The sequence below is a fragment of the Chitinophaga rhizophila genome, assembly GCF_019492185.1.
Lineage (GTDB): Bacteria > Bacteroidota > Bacteroidia > Chitinophagales > Chitinophagaceae > Chitinophaga > Chitinophaga rhizophila.
The window spans coordinates 979485-998094 of the sequence record NZ_JAICCF010000001.1 but is presented as its reverse complement, the minus strand read 5'-3'; the positions used below and the strand labels follow the sequence as shown (position 1 = coordinate 998094).

Annotated in this window: 15 protein-coding genes; 5 read left to right on the top strand and 10 right to left on the bottom strand. The window is 45.8% G+C overall.

The window, feature by feature from the left end:
- Positions 1–30 precede the first annotated feature (30 nt).
- The 5 genes from K1Y79_RS03605 to K1Y79_RS03585 form a co-directional block, all read right to left on the bottom strand.
- Positions 31–1365, bottom strand: a complete 1335-nt coding sequence (locus K1Y79_RS03605) for a sensor histidine kinase (protein ID WP_220248631.1) — start codon at positions 1363–1365, stop codon at positions 31–33.
- The gene (locus K1Y79_RS03600; RefSeq protein ID WP_220248630.1) at positions 1362–2045 is read right to left on the bottom strand and encodes a response regulator transcription factor; all 684 of its coding nucleotides are present in this window, start codon (positions 2043–2045) and stop codon (positions 1362–1364) included. Before K1Y79_RS03600 ends, K1Y79_RS03605 begins: the two co-directional genes overlap by 4 nt.
- Positions 2046–2483: 438 nt before the next feature.
- Positions 2484–4442, bottom strand: a complete 1959-nt coding sequence (locus K1Y79_RS03595) for an Ig-like domain-containing protein (protein ID WP_220248629.1) — start codon at positions 4440–4442, stop codon at positions 2484–2486.
- A 31-nt stretch (positions 4443–4473) separates the two neighbouring features.
- A complete protein-coding gene (locus K1Y79_RS03590; protein ID WP_220248628.1) occupies positions 4474–6921 on the bottom strand; it encodes a PKD domain-containing protein in 2448 nt (815 codons plus the stop codon).
- Positions 6922–7180: 259 nt separating this feature from the next.
- Positions 7181–7480 (bottom strand): protease inhibitor I42 family protein, encoded by a 300-nt coding sequence (locus K1Y79_RS03585; protein WP_220248627.1) that lies wholly within the window; start codon positions 7478–7480, stop codon positions 7181–7183.
- Positions 7481–7656: 176 nt separating this feature from the next.
- Between K1Y79_RS03585 and K1Y79_RS03580 the strand changes: the two genes are divergently transcribed.
- The 3 genes from K1Y79_RS03580 (at position 7657) to K1Y79_RS03570 (ending at position 10487) form a co-directional block, all read left to right on the top strand.
- On the top strand, positions 7657–8190 hold the full coding sequence (locus tag K1Y79_RS03580; RefSeq protein ID WP_220248626.1) for a hypothetical protein: 534 nt from the start codon (positions 7657–7659) through the stop codon (positions 8188–8190).
- 150 nt (positions 8191–8340) lie between these two features.
- Positions 8341–9318 carry a DUF2157 domain-containing protein gene (locus K1Y79_RS03575; RefSeq protein ID WP_220248625.1) on the top strand — a complete coding sequence of 326 codons (978 nt, stop codon included), beginning with the start codon at positions 8341–8343 and terminating at the stop codon, positions 9316–9318.
- The gene (locus K1Y79_RS03570) at positions 9315–10487 is read left to right on the top strand and encodes a hypothetical protein (protein WP_220248624.1); all 1173 of its coding nucleotides are present in this window, start codon (positions 9315–9317) and stop codon (positions 10485–10487) included. The genes K1Y79_RS03575 and K1Y79_RS03570 overlap by 4 nt, the downstream gene beginning before the upstream one ends.
- Positions 10488–10550: 63 nt before the next feature.
- Here K1Y79_RS03570 and K1Y79_RS03565 read toward each other — a convergent pair whose 3' ends face one another.
- The 3 genes from K1Y79_RS03565 to K1Y79_RS03555 all read right to left on the bottom strand — a co-directional run bounded on the left by K1Y79_RS03565 (position 10551) and on the right by K1Y79_RS03555 (position 14590).
- A complete protein-coding gene (locus K1Y79_RS03565) occupies positions 10551–12224 on the bottom strand; it encodes a C25 family cysteine peptidase (protein ID WP_220248623.1) in 1674 nt (557 codons plus the stop codon).
- A 363-nt stretch (positions 12225–12587) separates the two neighbouring features.
- Positions 12588–13616: a fatty acid desaturase family protein gene (locus tag K1Y79_RS03560; protein WP_220248622.1), complete on the bottom strand. Its 1029-nt coding sequence runs from the start codon at positions 13614–13616 to the stop codon at positions 12588–12590.
- 68 nt (positions 13617–13684) lie between these two features.
- Positions 13685–14590, bottom strand: coding sequence for a lysophospholipid acyltransferase family protein (locus tag K1Y79_RS03555; RefSeq protein ID WP_220248621.1), 906 nt, complete (start codon positions 14588–14590; stop codon positions 13685–13687).
- A 450-nt stretch (positions 14591–15040) separates the two neighbouring features.
- Here K1Y79_RS03555 and K1Y79_RS03550 point away from each other — a divergent pair, with 450 nt between their 5' ends.
- Entirely contained in the window at positions 15041–16384 is a 1344-nt protein-coding gene (locus K1Y79_RS03550) for an alpha-L-fucosidase (RefSeq protein ID WP_220248620.1), read from the top strand.
- Positions 16385–16433: 49 nt separating this feature from the next.
- Here K1Y79_RS03550 and K1Y79_RS03545 read toward each other — a convergent pair whose 3' ends face one another.
- Positions 16434–16673, bottom strand: coding sequence for a hypothetical protein (locus K1Y79_RS03545; RefSeq protein ID WP_220248619.1), 240 nt, complete (start codon positions 16671–16673; stop codon positions 16434–16436).
- Positions 16616–17260 carry a hypothetical protein gene (locus K1Y79_RS03540; protein ID WP_220248618.1) on the bottom strand — a complete coding sequence of 215 codons (645 nt, stop codon included), beginning with the start codon at positions 17258–17260 and terminating at the stop codon, positions 16616–16618. The genes K1Y79_RS03545 and K1Y79_RS03540 overlap by 58 nt, the downstream gene beginning before the upstream one ends.
- Before the next feature lie 203 nt (positions 17261–17463).
- Here K1Y79_RS03540 and K1Y79_RS03535 point away from each other — a divergent pair, with 203 nt between their 5' ends.
- Entirely contained in the window at positions 17464–18357 is an 894-nt protein-coding gene (locus K1Y79_RS03535) for a glycerophosphodiester phosphodiesterase family protein (protein ID WP_220248617.1), read from the top strand.
- Positions 18358–18610 lie beyond the last annotated feature (253 nt).

Genomic DNA, 18610 nt, shown 5'->3' with positions numbered 1-18610 from the left:
GATAATACTTAAACATTAAGACCTTGAACACTAATACTGTTTCTCAGGAAGAAGTGTGCTGATCTCTTCCCTTAGCAGTGATAGGTTCTCTGTTGATTCCTCGAAAATAATTTGCATGATATGCCAGCCTTCGGCGTAGTCATATTGAATGTCGAAATGGTTGATGTCGCAGATCTGTTTCACAATTGCCAGACCTATGCCTATCGAGTTACTGTTCCGGCTTCCCTTTTTGAAGCGCCTGAACAGCTGGTTGGTAGGTACTTCTGGTGGTAGCCCGGTATTACTGATCACTAGCCTGGATTTGCTGAGCAGGATATTAATCTGACCACCCTCAACATTGTGCCTGATCGCATTACTCAACAGGTTCCCTAGTAAAATGTCTGTCAGCGCCGGATGCAGTTGCACGGTCACTCCTGCTGATATGTGTGTCTGTAGTGCAATGGATTTCATATCCAGCAATTCCGAAAAGCTCTGCAGCGCATCAGTAATCAGCTGTGACATAGATATTGACTGACGATTTTCAAATTCGTTGTTTTCCAGCCTGGCAAGTAGTGTCAATGAACTGTTTATCCTGGACAACTTGTCAATCTCATTCTGCATGTCGGCTATCAGTGGTACTATACTATCCGGCTCTTTTCCCTGCAGATAGGACTCCGTCAGTAGCTCCAGCTTGTTGCGTAATACTGCCAGCGGCGTCTGTAACTCATGAGAAGCATTTTCGGTGAACTCTTTCAGCGAACGGTAGTCATCCAGCGCTTTGTCTGTCATACTGTTCAGAAAAGAGTTCAGCGTTTTCAGTTCTGACGCACTGGCTGTTGGCAGCAGCAGCGGCTTCCTGTCCTTCAGGTTAAAAGCCCGCACCTTTTTCATAGTATGGTGAAATGGGGCCAGTATCAGCCTGGATACAAACCTTGCAGAGAGTACTGTTAGTGTTAACAGTATGGCGAAGATCCAGATGAAAGAGCTGAACAGGCCTTTGAATATCTCATTAGCCTTGGTAACATAGTTATAGGATGAAATACTGTAATGACGACCATTGATATTATAAAAGGACTTTACAGTCAGCCTGCATTCCTTTTGCTGCAGCATGGTATTAAAGAAGGTATGCTCATATACATCATACTTAGTCAGTGGTACCTCATTCTCCAGTAACTTAATCTCCACAGGTCTGCCGCGCATGTAGGTATCCGGAGAAACCCCTTTGCGCATCTGTAATGCCATCTGATCGTTCTTTGCTTTCAGGCGGTTGATCTCTCCCTGGTCTATACCTGACTTTACCTTATGATACGCAATCACAAATCCTACCAGCATCGCTGTCAGTGTGATGCAGATATACCATAGCGTGAATTTATTGATCAGTTTCATGATGCGGCAGTATTAAATTTATAACCTAATCCATACACTGTATTGATGTAATCTCCACCTGCCGCAGCATTCATCTTTTTTCGCAGATTCTTCACATGCTGGTATACGAAGTCAAAGTTGGACAGGTTGTCGGTATAGTCGCCCCAGAGATGGGCAGCGATCGACTGACGAGACAATACCCGGTTCTTATTGACGATAAAGTATAACAAGAGATCAAATTCCTTCGGCGTTACGTCCAGTACAGTATTATTTACTAGTGCTTCCAGTGTATCTGTGTTCAGCGTAATCTCGTTGAAAGTAACAATATTGCTGCCCTGTAGCTTCTTCCTTCTGAAAATAGCCCTTACCCGTGCATGTAACTCCGGCAGGTGAAAGGGCTTGGTCAGATAGTCATCCGCTCCTCCCTCCAGCCCGGTGATCTTATCATCCAGCGAGTTCTTGGCTGAAATGATTAGTACACAGCTATCAATCTTTTCCAGGCGGATAAATTGCAGTAGCTCCAGTCCATTACCGTCTGGCAGCGTAATATCCAATAGTATGCAGTCATACTCGAAGGCCGTCAGTTTATCATAGGCTTCATTGCTGGTATAACTTACTTCGCATAAGTAGCCTTCCTTTTCCAGGAAACTACGGATGCTGCCGGCCAGCTCTTTATTATCTTCAACGAGCAGAACTTTCATATCAACTGCATAATTCGGTTAAAAATTTGAAGGAATCTTGAAGCTATTACCTTATCCGATTATAAAAAAAGAACCACCTGTTACACGTGGTTCTTCCTTTCGCCTGTTTATTCGTTGAGTACCTTTAAATCCTGCTGTAAAAATGGTAAGAATCCCTGGGTTATTATTGTTCCATTCAAATGAATAGTTGTAAAATTCAAAGTTTTTTAGGAAAGCCTGTTTGTTGCTCCTTATAATGCTAAATGTTTCAGTTTAAATAGTTGATATCCAATTATGTAGTGTGTTTATACGTGTCTATATCACACTTTGGTGTAAGCACTATATTATTCCATAGTTGTCATTGCCAAACTAGCTGCTGTATCAGCTACAATATTGCAGGTATAAAAAAAGGGGATGACCATACAGTCATCCCCGGAATAAAACGCGTTTGTTGCGGATTTATCTTAACAGATTAATGGCTCCTTTTTTTATTACTTGTGTCTTGTCAGTCATCGTAATCCGTACTGTATATGTATAAACGCCGGATGGTTGTAGCGTTCCATTATAAGTACCATTCCAGCCGGTCAGCTGATTAGTCTGGTAAATCAGTTCTCCCCACTGGTTGAATATCTTCATATCAATAGCGGTAATACTGGTGCCTTCTGGTTTGAAATAGTCATTTTTACCGTCGCCATTTGGTGTAAAGGCATTCGGTATAAATATTTCTCCTGGTTTCGGTTTAGCGCTGGCGAGTCCGGGTAAGCTGTTCTGACATACTTGTGGCCCGAGTGCAATCACCTTGATATTGATAGATTCCTGGTTGGTAATGCCAGTCACCACATGCGTAGTACCCTGGTTACCGCTGCTCGGCGCTGCATAGGTACTGCCATCTACTGAAACAATATAACCGGTTGCTCCGGGTACAGGTTCCCAGGTAAATGTCACTCCGGTGCTACTGATCGTTCCTGTCTTTACTACCGGTGTCGCTGCTCTATCAAACGGGGTTACGGTTACCGGCGTCCGGTCGCTGGCGCAAGGTCCGTTTACTGCCTCCACATACCAGGTAGTGGCGGTGCCTATTGCCGGTGTTGTATAGGTATCACCATTGCCTGTTACGTTTCCTCCTGACGGGAAGGTGTACCAGTTATAGGTAAAAGGGGTAGTGGCATTTGTGATCTTCAGTGTGGCGGTACTATCCGGACAGATCGTCTGTGCACTTACCAGGGGCGCTTCCGGTTTCTCAGTAACGGTAATTTTAATACTGTCTATCACCTTACATCCATTTTCATCAATGCCGGTCAGTTTAAAGGTCGTTGTAGTATCCGGTGATATGGTAAAGCTGGAATCTGTCACTGTTCCTGGCTCCCAGGTATATGACTGCATACGTCCACCGGTAGGGATAGCCCACAGTTTAGTTGTTGTGCCGGTACAAAGGTCGCCTGGTTTGGCCAGTGCTTTCAGCAGTATCATTGATTCCTCACTCACTTCCGTACTGAAATCTGCAGGACATCCATTAGCGTCTGTCACGGTAACGGTATATGTACCCGCTGCCAGGTCTACGGCATGCTCAGTTGTTTGCGCGGGCGTGGTATTCCAGGAATAAGTTAGGGGGAATGCGCCGCCTGTTGCGGTAATATTGATGCTGCCATCGCTATTGCCACAGGAAGCCTTTACTACATCGGAGGTTACTCCGATAGGTACATATGCCAGACCTGATACTGCCAGGAATACAGCTCTGGACTGCCCACCCGGATCACCACTCTGTACGTAATTAACAATCACGGAAGCAATTTCTTTGGCCTGGTTTTCACAAACGGGTGCAATATCAACACAGTAAATACGCGGGTCATTAGAACTGAGGCCCTCTACGGCATATGGGCCGGCTGCCTGTCTCTTTATACGGCCATGACTGTCAAAAACGGGATTGATACCGCCAAACCAGTCAAGGATTGTAGAAGTATCCGGAATGGAGGATGTACCATCTGTATAATTGAAGGTGATGGATATAGTACTGCTTTGCTCCGTGGAATAACAAAGAAAACTGAGTTTACTGTAAGCGCCGGGTGTAACAAACGTCAGGGTATCAAAACCGGTGGTATTGGCTACGACACCGTTTTTTGACAGGTACAATACGTTATTGCCGGTATAGTCTGCCATCTGGTAAGTACGAAGCCCTGTAGTAAAAATACCATCATTGGGTATGCCTGCCTGTAAGCCGTTCAATGCTGCAAAATCCAGGCTATAGAGTATCTTAGCCTGGATATCCAGTCCTGTGGTAGTCACGGCTTCTGCATTCAGCCCGGCTTCTGCTACACCATCGTTGTTGTAACCCGTTACGGGTATAGGGGTATAGGTTTGTGCGTATAGCCTGCAGGCACATATTACCAGCATGGAGGCAACAAGAAGAACACGTTTCATTCAATTGTATTTTTGGTTGATACTAAATATATTACCGTAGCAGCGCTACCCATCCTGTATAGGGCTTTTCGTCTGCCGATGTTTTAATCACATAATAATAGGTACCCTGCGGAAGGGGTTGACCGCGTCTCGTTCCATCCCACGGTGTATATCCGATTCCGGTAAAGACTATCTGACCCCAGCGGTTATAGATCTCCGTGGTAGCCTGTGGTCTTGCTTTTAATCCATCAATATTCCAGCTGTCATTCATTCCGTCGCCGTTAGGGCTGAAAGCATTCGGAATTTCTAATACCAGGTCAGGCGTTACGATATACCACGCATGACTGATACTATCTGTACAGCCGATTTCATTCCCTGCATAAAGGGTGACGCGGTAACTGCCAGGCAGCTCGTATTTGTGTTGGGCATCTTCTGTATCGGCGGACTGACCATCACCGAAATCCCAGAGGTAGTTCCTGGCAAACTGTGAGGTGTTGTTGAATGTAAATGTGCCATTTTTGAACTCTACCGGAACGTTCTCGCCTGGTGCGGCCGTGAAGGAAGCCACCGGCGGTGTCAGGATACTGATCAATGCAGGTTTAGTAATAGTGCTTGTACACTGCCCCTGCGCTATGGCGGTCATGGTGACCGTATAGACCCCTGGCACTGTATAATCGTGTAAGGGTGCTTTTTCATTTGTTTGGGTACCATCGCCCAGCGTCCATTGGTAACTATCTGCCAGTTGTGAGTTATTGGTAAAATTGATCGTTGCCGGCGCACATCCTGTGGTTAAATCCGTGGTGAAATCTGCCACCGGCAAAGGTATAGCTACCACCTCCAGGGCGGTAGCGGTGTCTGCACACACGCCATCCTGTATACGCAGGGTAATGATGCCGCTACGCGGATATACCACCGTATAGGGGCCAAACCCATCACCATCTTGTATATTTCCGCCTCCGAAGTTCCAGGTAGGTATTGCATATGGACTATGTGTGCCTGAGAAGGTTACCGTGGTTGCCTCGCCTGCGCAAACGGGCGTCTTGCTGACTGTAAATACTGCTTCCGGCGGCTGCGATACCGTCAGCTCCTCAGTAGCTATTGTCGATACACAACCATCTTCGGTTATTTGTAACTGTATAGTATACTGTCCTGCGTTGTCAAAACGTATATCATAAGGGCCTGCCGCTGTTCCGCTATGAATAGTGGCTCCTGAAAAATCAAACCAGTTATAGGTCGCCGCTGCTCCGGCAGTGCCTGTGAAAGTAAGCGTATGGTCGCTACCCAGGCAAACCACTTCGGGAAGCGCTGTAAATGCCGGCTGCGGAGTAGGTTTTACTGCCACCATTACAGTATCTGTTAAAATACAACCAAAGGCATCTGTAGCTGAAACAATGTAGGCAGTTGTATCTGTCGGAGTAACCATCACACGATCTCCGCCATAGGTTCCCGGTGACCAGGAGTAGTTACTTACCGTGCCACCATTGGCTGTTACGGAGAGGGAAGAGGTATCCCCTGCACAAATCTGTGCAGGTAGGGCAGTTGCCGTCAGACTGGCCATTGACTGCATTTCTATAGTATCTGTGACCGTTGTTGTACAGTTGTTACCATCCCGGATGGATAAGGTGTAGATCCCTCCGCCTAATCCTGCTGCCACCGGCGTGGTTTGTGCCGGTGTCGTATTCCAGGTGTAGGCCAATGGAGGTGTGCCGCCGATGGCTGTTACCGCAATACTACCACTGCTGCCTCCACAGGTAGCGTCTGTTTTGGTACTGGTAATTGTCAGCGGAGTATAAGCCACGCCCGATAATGCAACAATCAGGGCCCTGGAACTGGTATTAGGCCCCTGCACGTACACGAAGGATACAGACCTCACCAGCTTGGACTGCTCCGCACAGGGTATGTTGAAGTCAAACGCATACATACGCGGTTCAGAGGGTAACCCATCCACAGTATGCGCGGTTGTAGTGCGCGTTAGCCGGCCCATACCACTGAATATATAAGGTGTTCCGTAAAACCAGTCTTTGATTGCCAGTGTACCTGCGCTGGCGGAAGTGCCATCTGTAAAGTTGAGCGTAACGGTTACTGTGCTGTTATTCTCCGTACCAAAAGCCAGTATGCTCAGTTTACTGTACATCGCAGGAGTAGACAGCGTCAGCGTACCCGCCGGTAGCGTATTGGCCACATTCCCGTTTACTGATAGATACAGGGCGTTGGAGGCTGTATAAGGATTCATCTGGTAGGTGCGGGTACCACTTACAAACATCCCTGAGTTAACAATACCACCGTCAACGCCATTGCCGGCTGCGAAAGACTCAGTATACAAAATATGATTACTGCCGTCAATAACAGTTGATGTAACTGCCACAGCATTTAATCCGGCTTCGGCTACAACATCGGCATTATAACCTGTAACAGGTATGGGTATGAAGGTCTGTGCATACACTAACTGGGTGCCGGTATGGATGAATAATAATAGGGCGATTGTAAAGATGCGCTTCATGAACGGTCGTTAGATTTCGGTCAATAAATTGGCAGGGTATAGGCATATAGCCATGCACAATAACGGAAGCCCCTGAAGGAAGCATCCGCCGGCAACAGTTAACTTTCACCAATAAATACTTATCGACAGATAAAAAGGGTGGGTGACAGGATATATATTTTTTATTTCAATAGCTAAAACAGGTATAGGATAGACTGTTTTTACAGCTACCGGTATTTACATTGCAACAGTTTTGTAGTTGGTCGTCCGAAAAAACAGGTCAGATAACAGTAATTTCGAGTTTTCTTGAGTTGATGGCAGGCCCTTCTTTTTCCCAGGCACGTCGCTGTTCAAAGATGACAGTGGCATGTCCAGGCATTTTGCCATTAATCATAAAAGATTCCTCATTGCCCATTCCTGCTTTCTGAAGGGGAGAGTCTATCGCATCGTCACTGGGCTGCACCTCTACGCAGTCTGTCCCACTGATCTGCACAAACCACCGGAAGCCTGCAGTTGCTAGTCCGGGAAGTAATATTGATAAAGATGTCCCTGCTTTAATGGCTTTAACTTCACTTTCCATGACAATTGGTTTTAACACAAATATGGATACAGTACCTGCTATCAGCCGGCAATCTTCGGGCCAGCTGTCAGCTGAAGGATATTTTTACGAATGGTGCTTATCTTTACAATATCGTTCATAGCATATAATACAGTGGAATGATAATTGCTACACTTCGCGGTCTAAAAAACGCCAACATGAAAATTAGAAACATTACGTACTTGTTTGCCCTTGGTTTTATGCTTGCTCTCGCTGCATGTACCAACCCTACTCCCGAAAACTATTTCGATCGTGCAGTCCTGAACACCAATATCTTTAATGACTTTGCGAGTGAAAATTTCACGCGCGACCTGATTGCGACTACCGTGAAACATGAAGGTGTACAGGGCAATGAAGCGCCGAATCAGGCACAGATGATAGTGGATAATAAAGCGCAATATATTGAAAAGGCGCTCAAAGATATCAAGGCACTGAAAAAGACAGACGAAACAAAAGAAATGCTGGAAACTTCCATCGCTTTGCACGAATATGTGCTGCCTGTATACAAAAACGAATATACCGCTCTTGCTAAGCTGTGTGACAGTGGCGCTGCTAAAGATGATATTGCTGCACTCGCCCTGGAAATCGACAACAAATACGCCGCACAATTTGAAGAGCTGTTTGTAAAACTGACTAACTTAGGAAAAGCATACGCCAAAGCACATGATATTAATGTAAGCTGGGGGAAATAACCTATTACCCGTCATTGCAGAAACGGCTGTAAGTAGATATATAATATCACTGACAGCCGTTTTTTTATACCCGCCATTTCCTGTGATCCCCGGGAGAATGCTTGTTGATATGAATTAATTGTTATACTTTCCGGAGTCATTTAGAATGTTATGGACAATCAATTGTTTGAACGACTTCAAAAAGAAGGCATTATCTCAGATACCTCTGCGCAAAAGATCCGGACGATCTCCGCAGACAAGCTCTTCTCCATACACTGGGAACTTAAAACCATCCTATATCTCGGCGTACTATTACTAAGTGGTGGGTTAGGCATCCTGATATACAAGAATATAGATACAATTGGCCATCAGGTTATTCTGGCGGCAATAGCTCTCGGCTGCGCAGGTTGCTTTTACTACAGCTTCCGGCATAAACTCCCTTTCTCGCGGGAAAAGGTGCCTGCGCCTAATGTGTTGTTTGACTACATCCTGTTGCTGGGCTGCCTGTTGTTGATCACCTTTATCACATATCTTCAGGTCCAATATAGCGTGTTCGGTTACCGGTATGGGGCCGCTACCTTTATCCCGATGGTAGTATTGTTCTTTTCCGCTTATTACTTCGATCACCTGGGTGTACTAAGTATGGCCGTGACCAACCTGGCTGCCTGGATGGGCGTTACAGTCACTCCTTTACAGTTGCTGAGCGCCAACGATTTCAGTAGCTTTTCACTTATCTATAGCGGCTTGGTGCTAGGTGGCATACTACTGGCCGCTGCTTATCTCAGTCAACGGAAAACGTTCAAACCGCATTTCGCTTTTACCTATAGTAATTTTGGTACGCACATCCTGCTCATCGCTACACTGGCAGGTATGTTTGCTGCTTATGACGGGGCCTATGGCCTTTGGTTTCTGTTAATGGCAGTAGCCGTAATCGTCATGATGCCGCAAGCCCTGAAGCACCGTTCGTTCTATTTCGCACTGATTATTACACTATACGCTTACGTTGGATTAAGTTTTATGGTGATCAGGGTGCTGTTGGAAATAAATGATATCGGCGCAGTTTATTTCGGCTTCATGTATTTCATTGCATCGGCTATCGCATTTGTTATTTTATTGGTGAAGTTGAACAAAAAACTGAAAAAAGCATGATCTCCTATAATACGACCTCACTGGATAATCGTCATATACAAGAGCAGGCAGAGAAGGCCAGTAAGAAGTCCTGTATTACACCCGAAGAGCTGGCGGCCATCAAAGCTGCTTACCCGGTTGATCTCTATTCGCCTAATATCTACATGCGTATCGGGATCTTCATTCTTACCTATATCATGTTGACCTTCTCTTTCGGTTTATTCACCCTGATCATGTCAACAGGCGGAAGTGAAGACGGTTTCGGCGTGTTGTGCTGCCTCTTTGGTATCGGCACATATGTGGGGGCCGAGTATATGGTAAGAGACAAGAAGCACTATAAGTCAGGCGCTGATGCTGCATTAATATGGGCGTCCGGCGGATTTATACTTGGTGGTATACTAATTTTCGGCCGTAGTGAGGGTAATCCATGGATATACTTCTTTATTGCCTTACTGTTAGCTACCTGGTTTGTAATTCGCTTCGCGGATGTAAGTATGAGCATCGTTGCGCATATCTCCTTGCTGGGAATGTTGTTTTCGATACTTTCCTATGCTGGTACTGCCGGGAAGATTATCGTTCCTTTCGCGGTAATGATCGTTTCACTGGCGGTATACCTCGTATCGCTGCGATTATCCCGTATACATACCTATCGTCATTATACTCCCTGCCTGGACATGTTGCAGGGTGTTGCTTTACTGACCTTGTATATGGGCGGGAACTACTTTGTTGTCAGAGAATTGAGTATAGAGATGTTTGATCTCGACCTGCAACCAGGACAAGACATAGCAGGCGGCTGGATTTTCTGGATACTGACGGTGCTGCTGCCACTGGTGTATATCATTCAGGGTATTCGTAAAAAGAACAGGATACTGATTGTAGTTGGACTGCTGCTTGTTGCTGCAATGGTGTACACCATCCGTTATTACCATAGTATTGCTCCCCTGGAAATAGCTATGACATTGGGGGGGCTAGCCATGATAGCAGTTGCCTATGGCTTGATCCGTTATTTAAAAACGCCCCGTCACGGGTTCACAGCCGATTCTGCTGATGAGCGTCATATGATGGAAGCAGTACAGATTGAATCGCTGATCATTGCACAGACCATGAGCCAGACATCCGGACCTACACAGGATCAATACAATTTCGGAGGTGGTACCGGGGGCGGTGGTGGCGCTTCCGGAGAATACTAAAAAAGGGTGACTATTTCCCTTTCAGAAAAGTCACCCTGTACTTGTGGGCATTAATATATATGATCAGACCGTGAATCGGAAATAGGACCATTCAGACCATGAACAGTAGCGGTCACCTACCTTTGCTCTTACGCGCCAGCGTCCTGGCTGTGCGCCAACGAAACTGTGATTGAAGGTGGTGCCGGTGATGTTGTGGTATACGCCAAAGCTGCGAAAAGATTGGGCGGCCCACTGTCCGGCATTAATAGCGCCAAAGGCATCTATTTCCAGGGAATAGGTTACGCCAGGTATATTAACCGGGGCCCAGCGGAAGGTCATGGTGCGCGGGTAATGATTGAAGACAGCGCCTTCGGCTGGCTCCATCAGGCGGGGAACAGCACCTTTCCACCAAGTCAGTGTCGGATCGCCAAGAATGCTCATCCCATAAAACCATTGCCTTTCGCCCAGATCATGGTCAGCGCCACGGGCCTGCCACCACTGTATCATTGCCTGCCCGATACAGCTTCCCTTGCCAATCGGTTCGTAGAAATCCGCAAAGAATAACATTGATCCCGTTTTGGTGCTACCCACAACGGTCAGTCCCATATTCGTCTCGCCGCCGCTTTTGTCAAATATGTACCACCCACCCAGATAGTCATTCTCTGTGAAGCGCGCAGTACTGCAACAGAAAAGATTGAAGAAATTGGCATTCGGACAACGTTCATCTCTGAAGTAAGAACGGTCTATCCATTCTGTAGTACCCGCTGCCGGTATATGGAAAGAGTGTACATATGGTGAGGAATGTGAACAAAGCTGTACGAACGAGCGGGTGCGGTTAATCTCTGTTTTGTACAGATCAGCATCTGTGATATCAGGGTTAGTGTATTTGGTAATATAGGCGGAAGGGGTCATCAGGTCCATTTCACAGTCATCAAAGCCTGTCCAGTCATCTTCCACATACGCCAGGGCAGAGCGGGAATGTCCTAGTCCGCCCGTGCGGAACAGGTGGTTACGGTCAAAGTAATTGCGCAGCAGCGCTACATCATTACCATTTGAGGTAGGCGTCCAGAGGCGGCCAACCCATACTTCCGGGATGACGTCGCCGGTAACCGCGTTATATTTTCCGTCCGCATCGGCATCCGTCCAGGTGCCGTTGGTATCCATATAAAAAAGATCGCAGGGAAACTCGGTGTGTGCGCCGTCAAAGTCATCGTTCATTTCAAACCAGGCTACCGGTATGGCTCCCACCATCACAACGCCAGCAGGCGACTTTGAGCGGATGTAATTTCTGACGGTGGAAGGTTTACCACCATTTACCACGTGAATGGTAGCCCAGAATCCATCACGGCCCAGGTCCAGTACGTACCTGTGTATCCGGTCCTGCAGTTGGGTAAAGATATCGGCGTGTACCATTACCAGTACTTTTCCACGGGGGAAGCGAAACAGGCTGTAGGTATTGAGGTAGCTTTCTCCGGATGGAAAGGAGGGACGTGGCTTTTCCTCAATTACTGGAGAAAGGTCCAGGAATTTCCGGTGCAATTGCAGGTATTCGCTATACGTCTTGAGCTGAATGTTAGTCCTATCGGTCAGTCTGAGGTTGCGTACGCTTCTATATGCCTGTCCCAGTTTATAATTGCGGCCTACTGCTTCCAGGTTGAATAATGTCCTGTCTTTTACTACCTGTGTGCGGATGTGTTGTACACTGGTAAGGGACTGTTTCTCACTGGCCGTAGCGCGGCCGTTCTTTTCTTTTGACATCTTTTGGGGTGTTTATGGGGTTAATTGATAGAGGCAAAGTTAATCTGCCGGTATGGAAGAAGGGCGGTAACAATTACCTGAAAATACTGCGTATTAATACCTGATTATCAGCATGTATGTTTAATAGTCGAAGAAGTTGATTATTCGCTTTCCGGGGGCAGGGGCGCAGGTGAACAAAGCCAAATTGGCAGTATAAAGACAAGAAAAGGGGGCATCTGAGCTAATATTTGTCTCAGATGCCCCCTTTTATGTCTTTTTCTAAGTTCGGACGAACAAGCGACGAACTAGCGACGGCCAAGCGACGAACAAGCAACCTGATAAATGAGGAGGTTGGAAGCTTTTCTTCGGTATTTCAGCTGCCATTTAGGCAACCCGCGCTCGACGTCTGTTGGTTGGCTGAACTGCGTATGTTAATTTTCTTCCTTCCCGCAGACTAATCATTTTATTGATTTCCGTGTTCCATACCTGGAGTTTCAGGCAGGCTATAATAGCTTTAGGGGAAAGAGAAGTCTTCTTAGCACGTTGTAGCTCAGGAATAGCATCCATTGCTTCCGGCAGGCGGTAGAACGGAATGCGGGAGTTAAGGTGATGGATGTGATGGTAGCCAATGTTACCTGTTACCCATCTCCAGAATGCATTCATTTCCATATAGCTGGAAGAAGCCATTGCCGCGTTGTCATGGCACCAACCTTCTTTATCACGGAAGGTAACGCCAGGGAAGTTGTGCTGAGCGTAGAAGAGGTAGGCCCCGATCGCGCAGGCGATAAAGAACGGAACGATCAGCACCAGCAGCAGGCTTAACCAGCCCATGTATATATACAACAGGGTACCCATTGTGAAGTGTAGTACTAATGCAAGCAGTGAGTCCATGTGACGGGATGGGCTGCTCATAAAAGACTTTACGCTCATTCCAACCATAAACATGCTGAAGTAGCCCATCAGGATGGTTAATGGGTGGCGAGCCGCCAGGTACGCTCTTTTCTCAGCGGGAGTAGACTCCAGGTATTTCTGTTCTGTCATGATCGGGAAAGAACCGATACTGGCAGTGAACAGTTTGGAGTTGTGCGCGTGATGATAGTCATGTGAACGTTTCCAGATACTGGCAGGCGCTAGTATAAAGATACCGAATGCACTGAATAGTATATTGGCAGCTTTGGATTGATAGAGGATGGTATGATGTTGAAAATCGTGATAGATCACAAACATTCGTACGATCACTAATCCGGCCATAATACTGCATAGAATGCGTAATGGCAGGAAAGGAAGAAGGGCAGTTCCGGCTAAGAGTCCAGCCAGGATGGCAACAGTAGAAAGGGTATAGTACCAGCTTTTCCACTTGGTTTCTTTCGCGTACGGTTTTGTTGCCAGAATTAATTGTTTACCAGTTAGCATTGATTGTTGTGTGTATATAGGAATGGATAGTTAAAAATTGGATGTTGCAGGTGCTATATGTCGCCGGTTTAAATAGCGGACGCCGCAGCGGTGACTTCTTTTGCCGGCGTCGGTCGTTGGTGTTTCCATCTTCTGTGACTCCACAGCCAATAGGCAGGTTGTGCACAGATATCCTGTTCCAGTGCCTGCGTATGAGCGGTGGTGATTTCCCCGTCTTTCGTGGCAGCTGGCTGATCGAAAAGAGTGCGTGCTGATATTTCGTAGTACCCGCGTTTAACGCGCTGTACCCTGACATATACGACAGGGTAGTTCATTTTGCGGGCAATCTTCTCTGTACCCTGGAAGACAGGCGTATCCTGATTCAGGAAAGTGGTCCAGTAAGCGCTGTTAGGAGCGGGCGTCTGATCGGCGATAAAGGCAGTTGCATCCAGTTCGCTTTTATGCGCCACCATATCCCGGAAAGTATCTTTCATAGCAATCAGACCAGTACCAAAGCGCGTACGCATACGGTACATCAGTCCGTTGAAGTATTTGTTGGTAAGTGGATGGTACACTACATACAGGTGATGTTTCCCTTGCAGGCTGAAGGTATTGCCGGCCCATTCCCAGTTGCCGTAGTGGCCCATGACTATTATGATGCTTCTGTTCTCTGCAGCATAGCGGTCAAACAACGCCTGGGCTTCAGGTGTCAGTTTGCAGCGTCTGATAGCAGCTTCTCTGGAAATGGTCAGCGTTTTGAATGTTTCCAGCAGCAAATCACAGAAATAGCGGTAAAATTGCCGGCGGATTCGCTCTATCTCCCCGGGAGATTTCTCGGGGAAAGCGTTTTGCAGATTTTGTAATACTACCTTTTTGCGATATCCAATCACATAGTACAACAGCACAAACATGATATCACAAATGCCGTAAAATAACGGAAACGGCAATAGGGAGATCAGGTAGATGAACGGAAGTAGGATATAATAAGTCAGCATCAGGTCAAAATTACAATTAATTATAAATATAAAGCAATGTATTTTAGTGGGATAGACCCCTGAAATTACCATTTAATGTGCTATGAGTTTATTGCCCTGTAATGCCCTGATATAGGGCATTTGAAGCTTAAGTGGCCCCCCTGGCCTGCAGGTTGGAATCTGAGCGGTTTATAGCCTGTTTATGCCTAATTAACATTCCTTTTACATAAGCAGCTTCCTGCTTGGCTAATTTCCTGCCATTTTTTAACATTTTATTTCGTTTTTGCAAGCGCCTTTTTAGTCATAACGGCTGATAGTACCCGGTACCCCTATATGGCCCGGAAACCGGCTGTGCGGTAATGCCACCGGGCGCTTCGGCACCTGGAATATGGTTGGCATTTCGGTTGACAAAATGCTGATACTTAATTCTTATTTCCGTATTATTATTCTTCAGCCAAATGTCAACAAGCTATGTTTAAGAAAGTTTTCCTGGCAGTCTCCTGCCTTGTCATGTCAATGCATGCAGATGCGCAAAAAACAGCCAATGATCCGGCAAAAGAGAAGTGGTTTATGGACCTTGGTTTAGGGATGTTTATTCACTGGAGCTTGGACGTACAGGTAGGTGCTGTGATCAGCCACTCCATGGCAGGCGCTTCAGATGACTACCTGCAGCGTTTTACTACCGAATTGCCCAAAACATTCAATCCACACAAATTTAACCCGGATGATTGGGCTGTGCTGGCAAAACTGGCGGGTATGAAGTACGTCGTTTTCACTGCCAAGCATCACGCTGGTTTCTGTATGTGGGATACCAAGACAACGCCATTCAACATCATGAATACACCGTTTAAGAAGGATGCCACCCGCGCCATCCTGGATGCATTCCGTAAACAGGGTATTGCCATCGGTCTCTACTTCTCGCCCGAAGATTTTTATTACCTCTACAAGCAGAAAGTACCGATCGGCAGAATGCAGTTGCCACAACATTTCCCGGAAAAGAATCCAGGGTTAATGGCATATGACAAGGCTCAGCTAAAGGAATTGCTGAGTAATTACGGTAAGATAGATTTCATCTTCTTCGACGGACCGGCAGAAGGATTGAAAGAATATGCCTGGGAATTGCAACCTGAGATAGTAGTAACCCGCGGACAGATGAACACTCCTGAGCAGGAATTGCCGGAAGGTATTATGCCTGGTCCCTGGGAAGCCTGCTTTACGATGGGAACAGACTGGCAATATAAGCCAACAAATGACCCGCAGAAATCAGGTACTGAAATGATCAATATGTTGATCGAAACCCGTGCGAAAGGAGGGAACCTCTTGCTGAATGTGGGGCCTAAGCCTGATGGTGAGATCCAGATAGAACAAGAGGCACTGCTACGGGAGCTGGCGCTGTGGAACCTCGCCAACGGTGAAGCCGTACATGGTGTAAGGCCCTGGAACATTGCGAAGGAAGGAAATGTGTGGTTTACACGAGGTAAAGACACCAGTACAGTGTATGCATTTGTACCAGGTGGTAAAGACTGGAAGTATGGAGAGCGTAAGGAACTGGTGCTGCGTACACTGGAAGGAACGCCCCAAACTAAGGTGTCAATATTAGGATATGCCAGTGAGCTGGTTGAATATAAGGAGGGGTTTGACGCAGGTATTTACATGCAGTCTACACCTGTTGGCCTGTTAATCAGCGCCGTTAACGGACAACGCTTCTATACGGATAGGAAGTGGCCGAATCCTGTGGTGATTAAGATAGAACATGTGAAATACAGACCAGTGATCAATGCGTACAAGCAAAGCACGTTGGATGGAGCAAAGTGATGATCGTGTATACAGGTCTATAGCTTCAGCAATAACCGTTTTCAGGCGGTTATTGCTGTTTGTTGGCAGCTTCTCTTTCTTGTTTCCTCTTCTCTGCAATCTGCTCAAGTATAATTTCTGTAATCGGCTTGGGCTGATATTTGTCAGGAATGAATCCCCAAAAATATTCTGTACCCCGAACAAAATCTACCGGAACTATTTTGCTGTTGTCCACACCCGGTAATTTATAAGTTAGTTTTTTGACTGCAAAATCATCAATTGGTTTGAATTTTTGTTTTCTTCTCCACATATATTTGCTTTTTGTAAAACTACAGAAACTGCTGTTGATTTGAGCTGTTTTTTATTGTTTTTTTCGATATTTAGATGATTCCAAATGCAATATAGGTAAGCAATGCAGGCGATAATTGCAAGATAAAAGGCAATGTTGTAAAATGATGTTTTCCGTTGCAATTTGATGCTTTGTATTTCAGTTCTTACTTCCAGTTGTTCGATGTAGGCTGATTTAGTAAGAAGATCAGTTTCATGCTGATTGAATCCTTGTTCTTCATACATATATTTCACTGCTCTGTAGTAAGTATATGGCTCTGGTAACAGATTTTGTTTTCCTGGCAGTATTTGTAACACAGCAAATGTTACAGACAGGATAAATGCCCCTGTGTAAACATAGTAAGCCCAGTAAATTCTCCAATCAGTCGTCTTTTGTTCAATCAGTAATTGCTGGCTAACCGGCACAAGAAATATGCACAGCGTAGAATAGATCACCAGTAACGTGGTGAACTTCTCCGTATTCTTTTGCAACGCGTTGGTATATTGTTCCAGCCGTTGCTCATTCAGTTCTATGATATAATCAAGATCATAGAAAGATTTGTTCCCCATATAGAAGAATTTTAGATTAACAAACTATCAATGTTTAACGCCTGAGGATTTAAATTTGGGAGGGAAATACCGCCTTAGCAGTATCAACTAAATGTACATATGAAAATGAAACTGGCAAAAAAAATAACCTTATTCTCTTAACATTAAGATAATTTTAATTTTCTTCATTAAAGTATCAACTTGCTCTTATAACCAGATATAGCATGAAACGTTCTTTTCTTTTACCATTATTAATTGTGCTGTATGCAGCAAATGTTTGTGCCCAAAAACAGGTAGACATACAGGCACACCGTGGAGGCCGTGGATTGATGCCGGAAAATACCATCCCTGCTATGCTGCATGCCATTGATCTGGGTGTTAGCACACTGGAACTGGATTGTGTCATATCGGCTGATAAGAAGGTAGTTGTGTCGCATGACGTATTTATGTCGGCCGACTTTATCCGTAGACCGGATGGAACAGATATCACCAGACAGGAAGAAAAGCAGTATGCATTGTACACGATGACCTATGATAGCATCCGAAAGTTTGATGTGGGTACAAAGTATCATGCGAAATTTCCGGAACAGGTGAAAATGAAGACATATAAGCCTTTGCTGGCCGACCTGATTGATAGTGTGGAAGCATATGTGAAACTACATCGTCTGAAGCCGGTTAAGTACAATATAGAGACAAAGTGCAGTGCGGAGGGCGATGACAAATTTCATCCTAAGCCGGACGTATTTGCTGCCATGGTGATGGAGGTGATTAAAAAGAAACACATAGCAGACAGGGTAACCATCCAGTCTTTTGATGTACGTACGCTGCAGGTAATTCATAAAACCGATCCCAACCAGGTACTGGCCTTACTGGTAATGAACAAGGAAAGTCTGGCTGATAATCTGAAAAAGCTTGGTTTTACACCCGCGATCTACAGTCCGCATTACCTGATGATGTCTCCGGCATTAGTAAAAGAAGCGCACGCAAAAAAGATAAAGATATTACCCTGGACAGTGAATGAACCGGCAGATATGCAGAAGATACTATCTATGGATGTTGATGGCATCATCACTGATTATCCTGACAGATTAATCAAAATCACCGGCAGTTATCAATAACAACTGGTCAGGATTATACCCCGTTCAGCCTTGCAAAGATGATGGACTGAGCGGTCTGTTTCATACTGATAACTCAAAAAGGTTCAATTGCTGCATGCCTTAAAGCGTGCATGTGTGGTAGAATAATACTACTGATTGGCGTAATAGGCGAGGTGCTGGTCGTTATTTGGAAGCCGGAAGTACGGCAGCCCCGGCCGGCATTTGTTCTGACGTGCCGTGTTCTTAACCAGCTGATTATCATTTCCAAATAATT

Excerpts from the sequence above, each read along its gene's own strand:
- K1Y79_RS03535 (WP_220248617.1), top strand. The coding sequence starts at position 17,464 with ATGAAACGTTCTTTTCTTTTACCATTATTAATTGTGCTGTATGCAGCA.
- K1Y79_RS03580 (WP_220248626.1), top strand. The coding sequence starts at position 7,657 with ATGAAAATTAGAAACATTACGTACTTGTTTGCCCTTGGTTTTATGCTT.
- K1Y79_RS03600 (WP_220248630.1), bottom strand. The coding sequence starts at position 2,045 with ATGAAAGTTCTGCTCGTTGAAGATAATAAAGAGCTGGCCGGCAGCATC.
- K1Y79_RS03545 (WP_220248619.1), bottom strand. The coding sequence starts at position 16,673 with ATGTGGAGAAGAAAACAAAAATTCAAACCAATTGATGATTTTGCAGTC.
- K1Y79_RS03550 (WP_220248620.1), top strand. The coding sequence starts at position 15,041 with ATGTTTAAGAAAGTTTTCCTGGCAGTCTCCTGCCTTGTCATGTCAATG.
- K1Y79_RS03540 (WP_220248618.1), bottom strand. The coding sequence starts at position 17,260 with ATGGGGAACAAATCTTTCTATGATCTTGATTATATCATAGAACTGAAT.
- K1Y79_RS03560 (WP_220248622.1), bottom strand. The coding sequence starts at position 13,616 with ATGCTAACTGGTAAACAATTAATTCTGGCAACAAAACCGTACGCGAAA.
- K1Y79_RS03575 (WP_220248625.1), top strand. The coding sequence starts at position 8,341 with ATGGACAATCAATTGTTTGAACGACTTCAAAAAGAAGGCATTATCTCA.
- K1Y79_RS03585 (WP_220248627.1), bottom strand. The coding sequence starts at position 7,480 with ATGGAAAGTGAAGTTAAAGCCATTAAAGCAGGGACATCTTTATCAATA.
- K1Y79_RS03595 (WP_220248629.1), bottom strand. The coding sequence starts at position 4,442 with ATGAAACGTGTTCTTCTTGTTGCCTCCATGCTGGTAATATGTGCCTGC.
- K1Y79_RS03555 (WP_220248621.1), bottom strand. The coding sequence starts at position 14,590 with ATGCTGACTTATTATATCCTACTTCCGTTCATCTACCTGATCTCCCTA.
- K1Y79_RS03590 (WP_220248628.1), bottom strand. The coding sequence starts at position 6,921 with ATGAAGCGCATCTTTACAATCGCCCTATTATTATTCATCCATACCGGC.
- K1Y79_RS03570 (WP_220248624.1), top strand. The coding sequence starts at position 9,315 with ATGATCTCCTATAATACGACCTCACTGGATAATCGTCATATACAAGAG.
- K1Y79_RS03565 (WP_220248623.1), bottom strand. The coding sequence starts at position 12,224 with ATGTCAAAAGAAAAGAACGGCCGCGCTACGGCCAGTGAGAAACAGTCC.
- K1Y79_RS03605 (WP_220248631.1), bottom strand. The coding sequence starts at position 1,365 with ATGAAACTGATCAATAAATTCACGCTATGGTATATCTGCATCACACTG.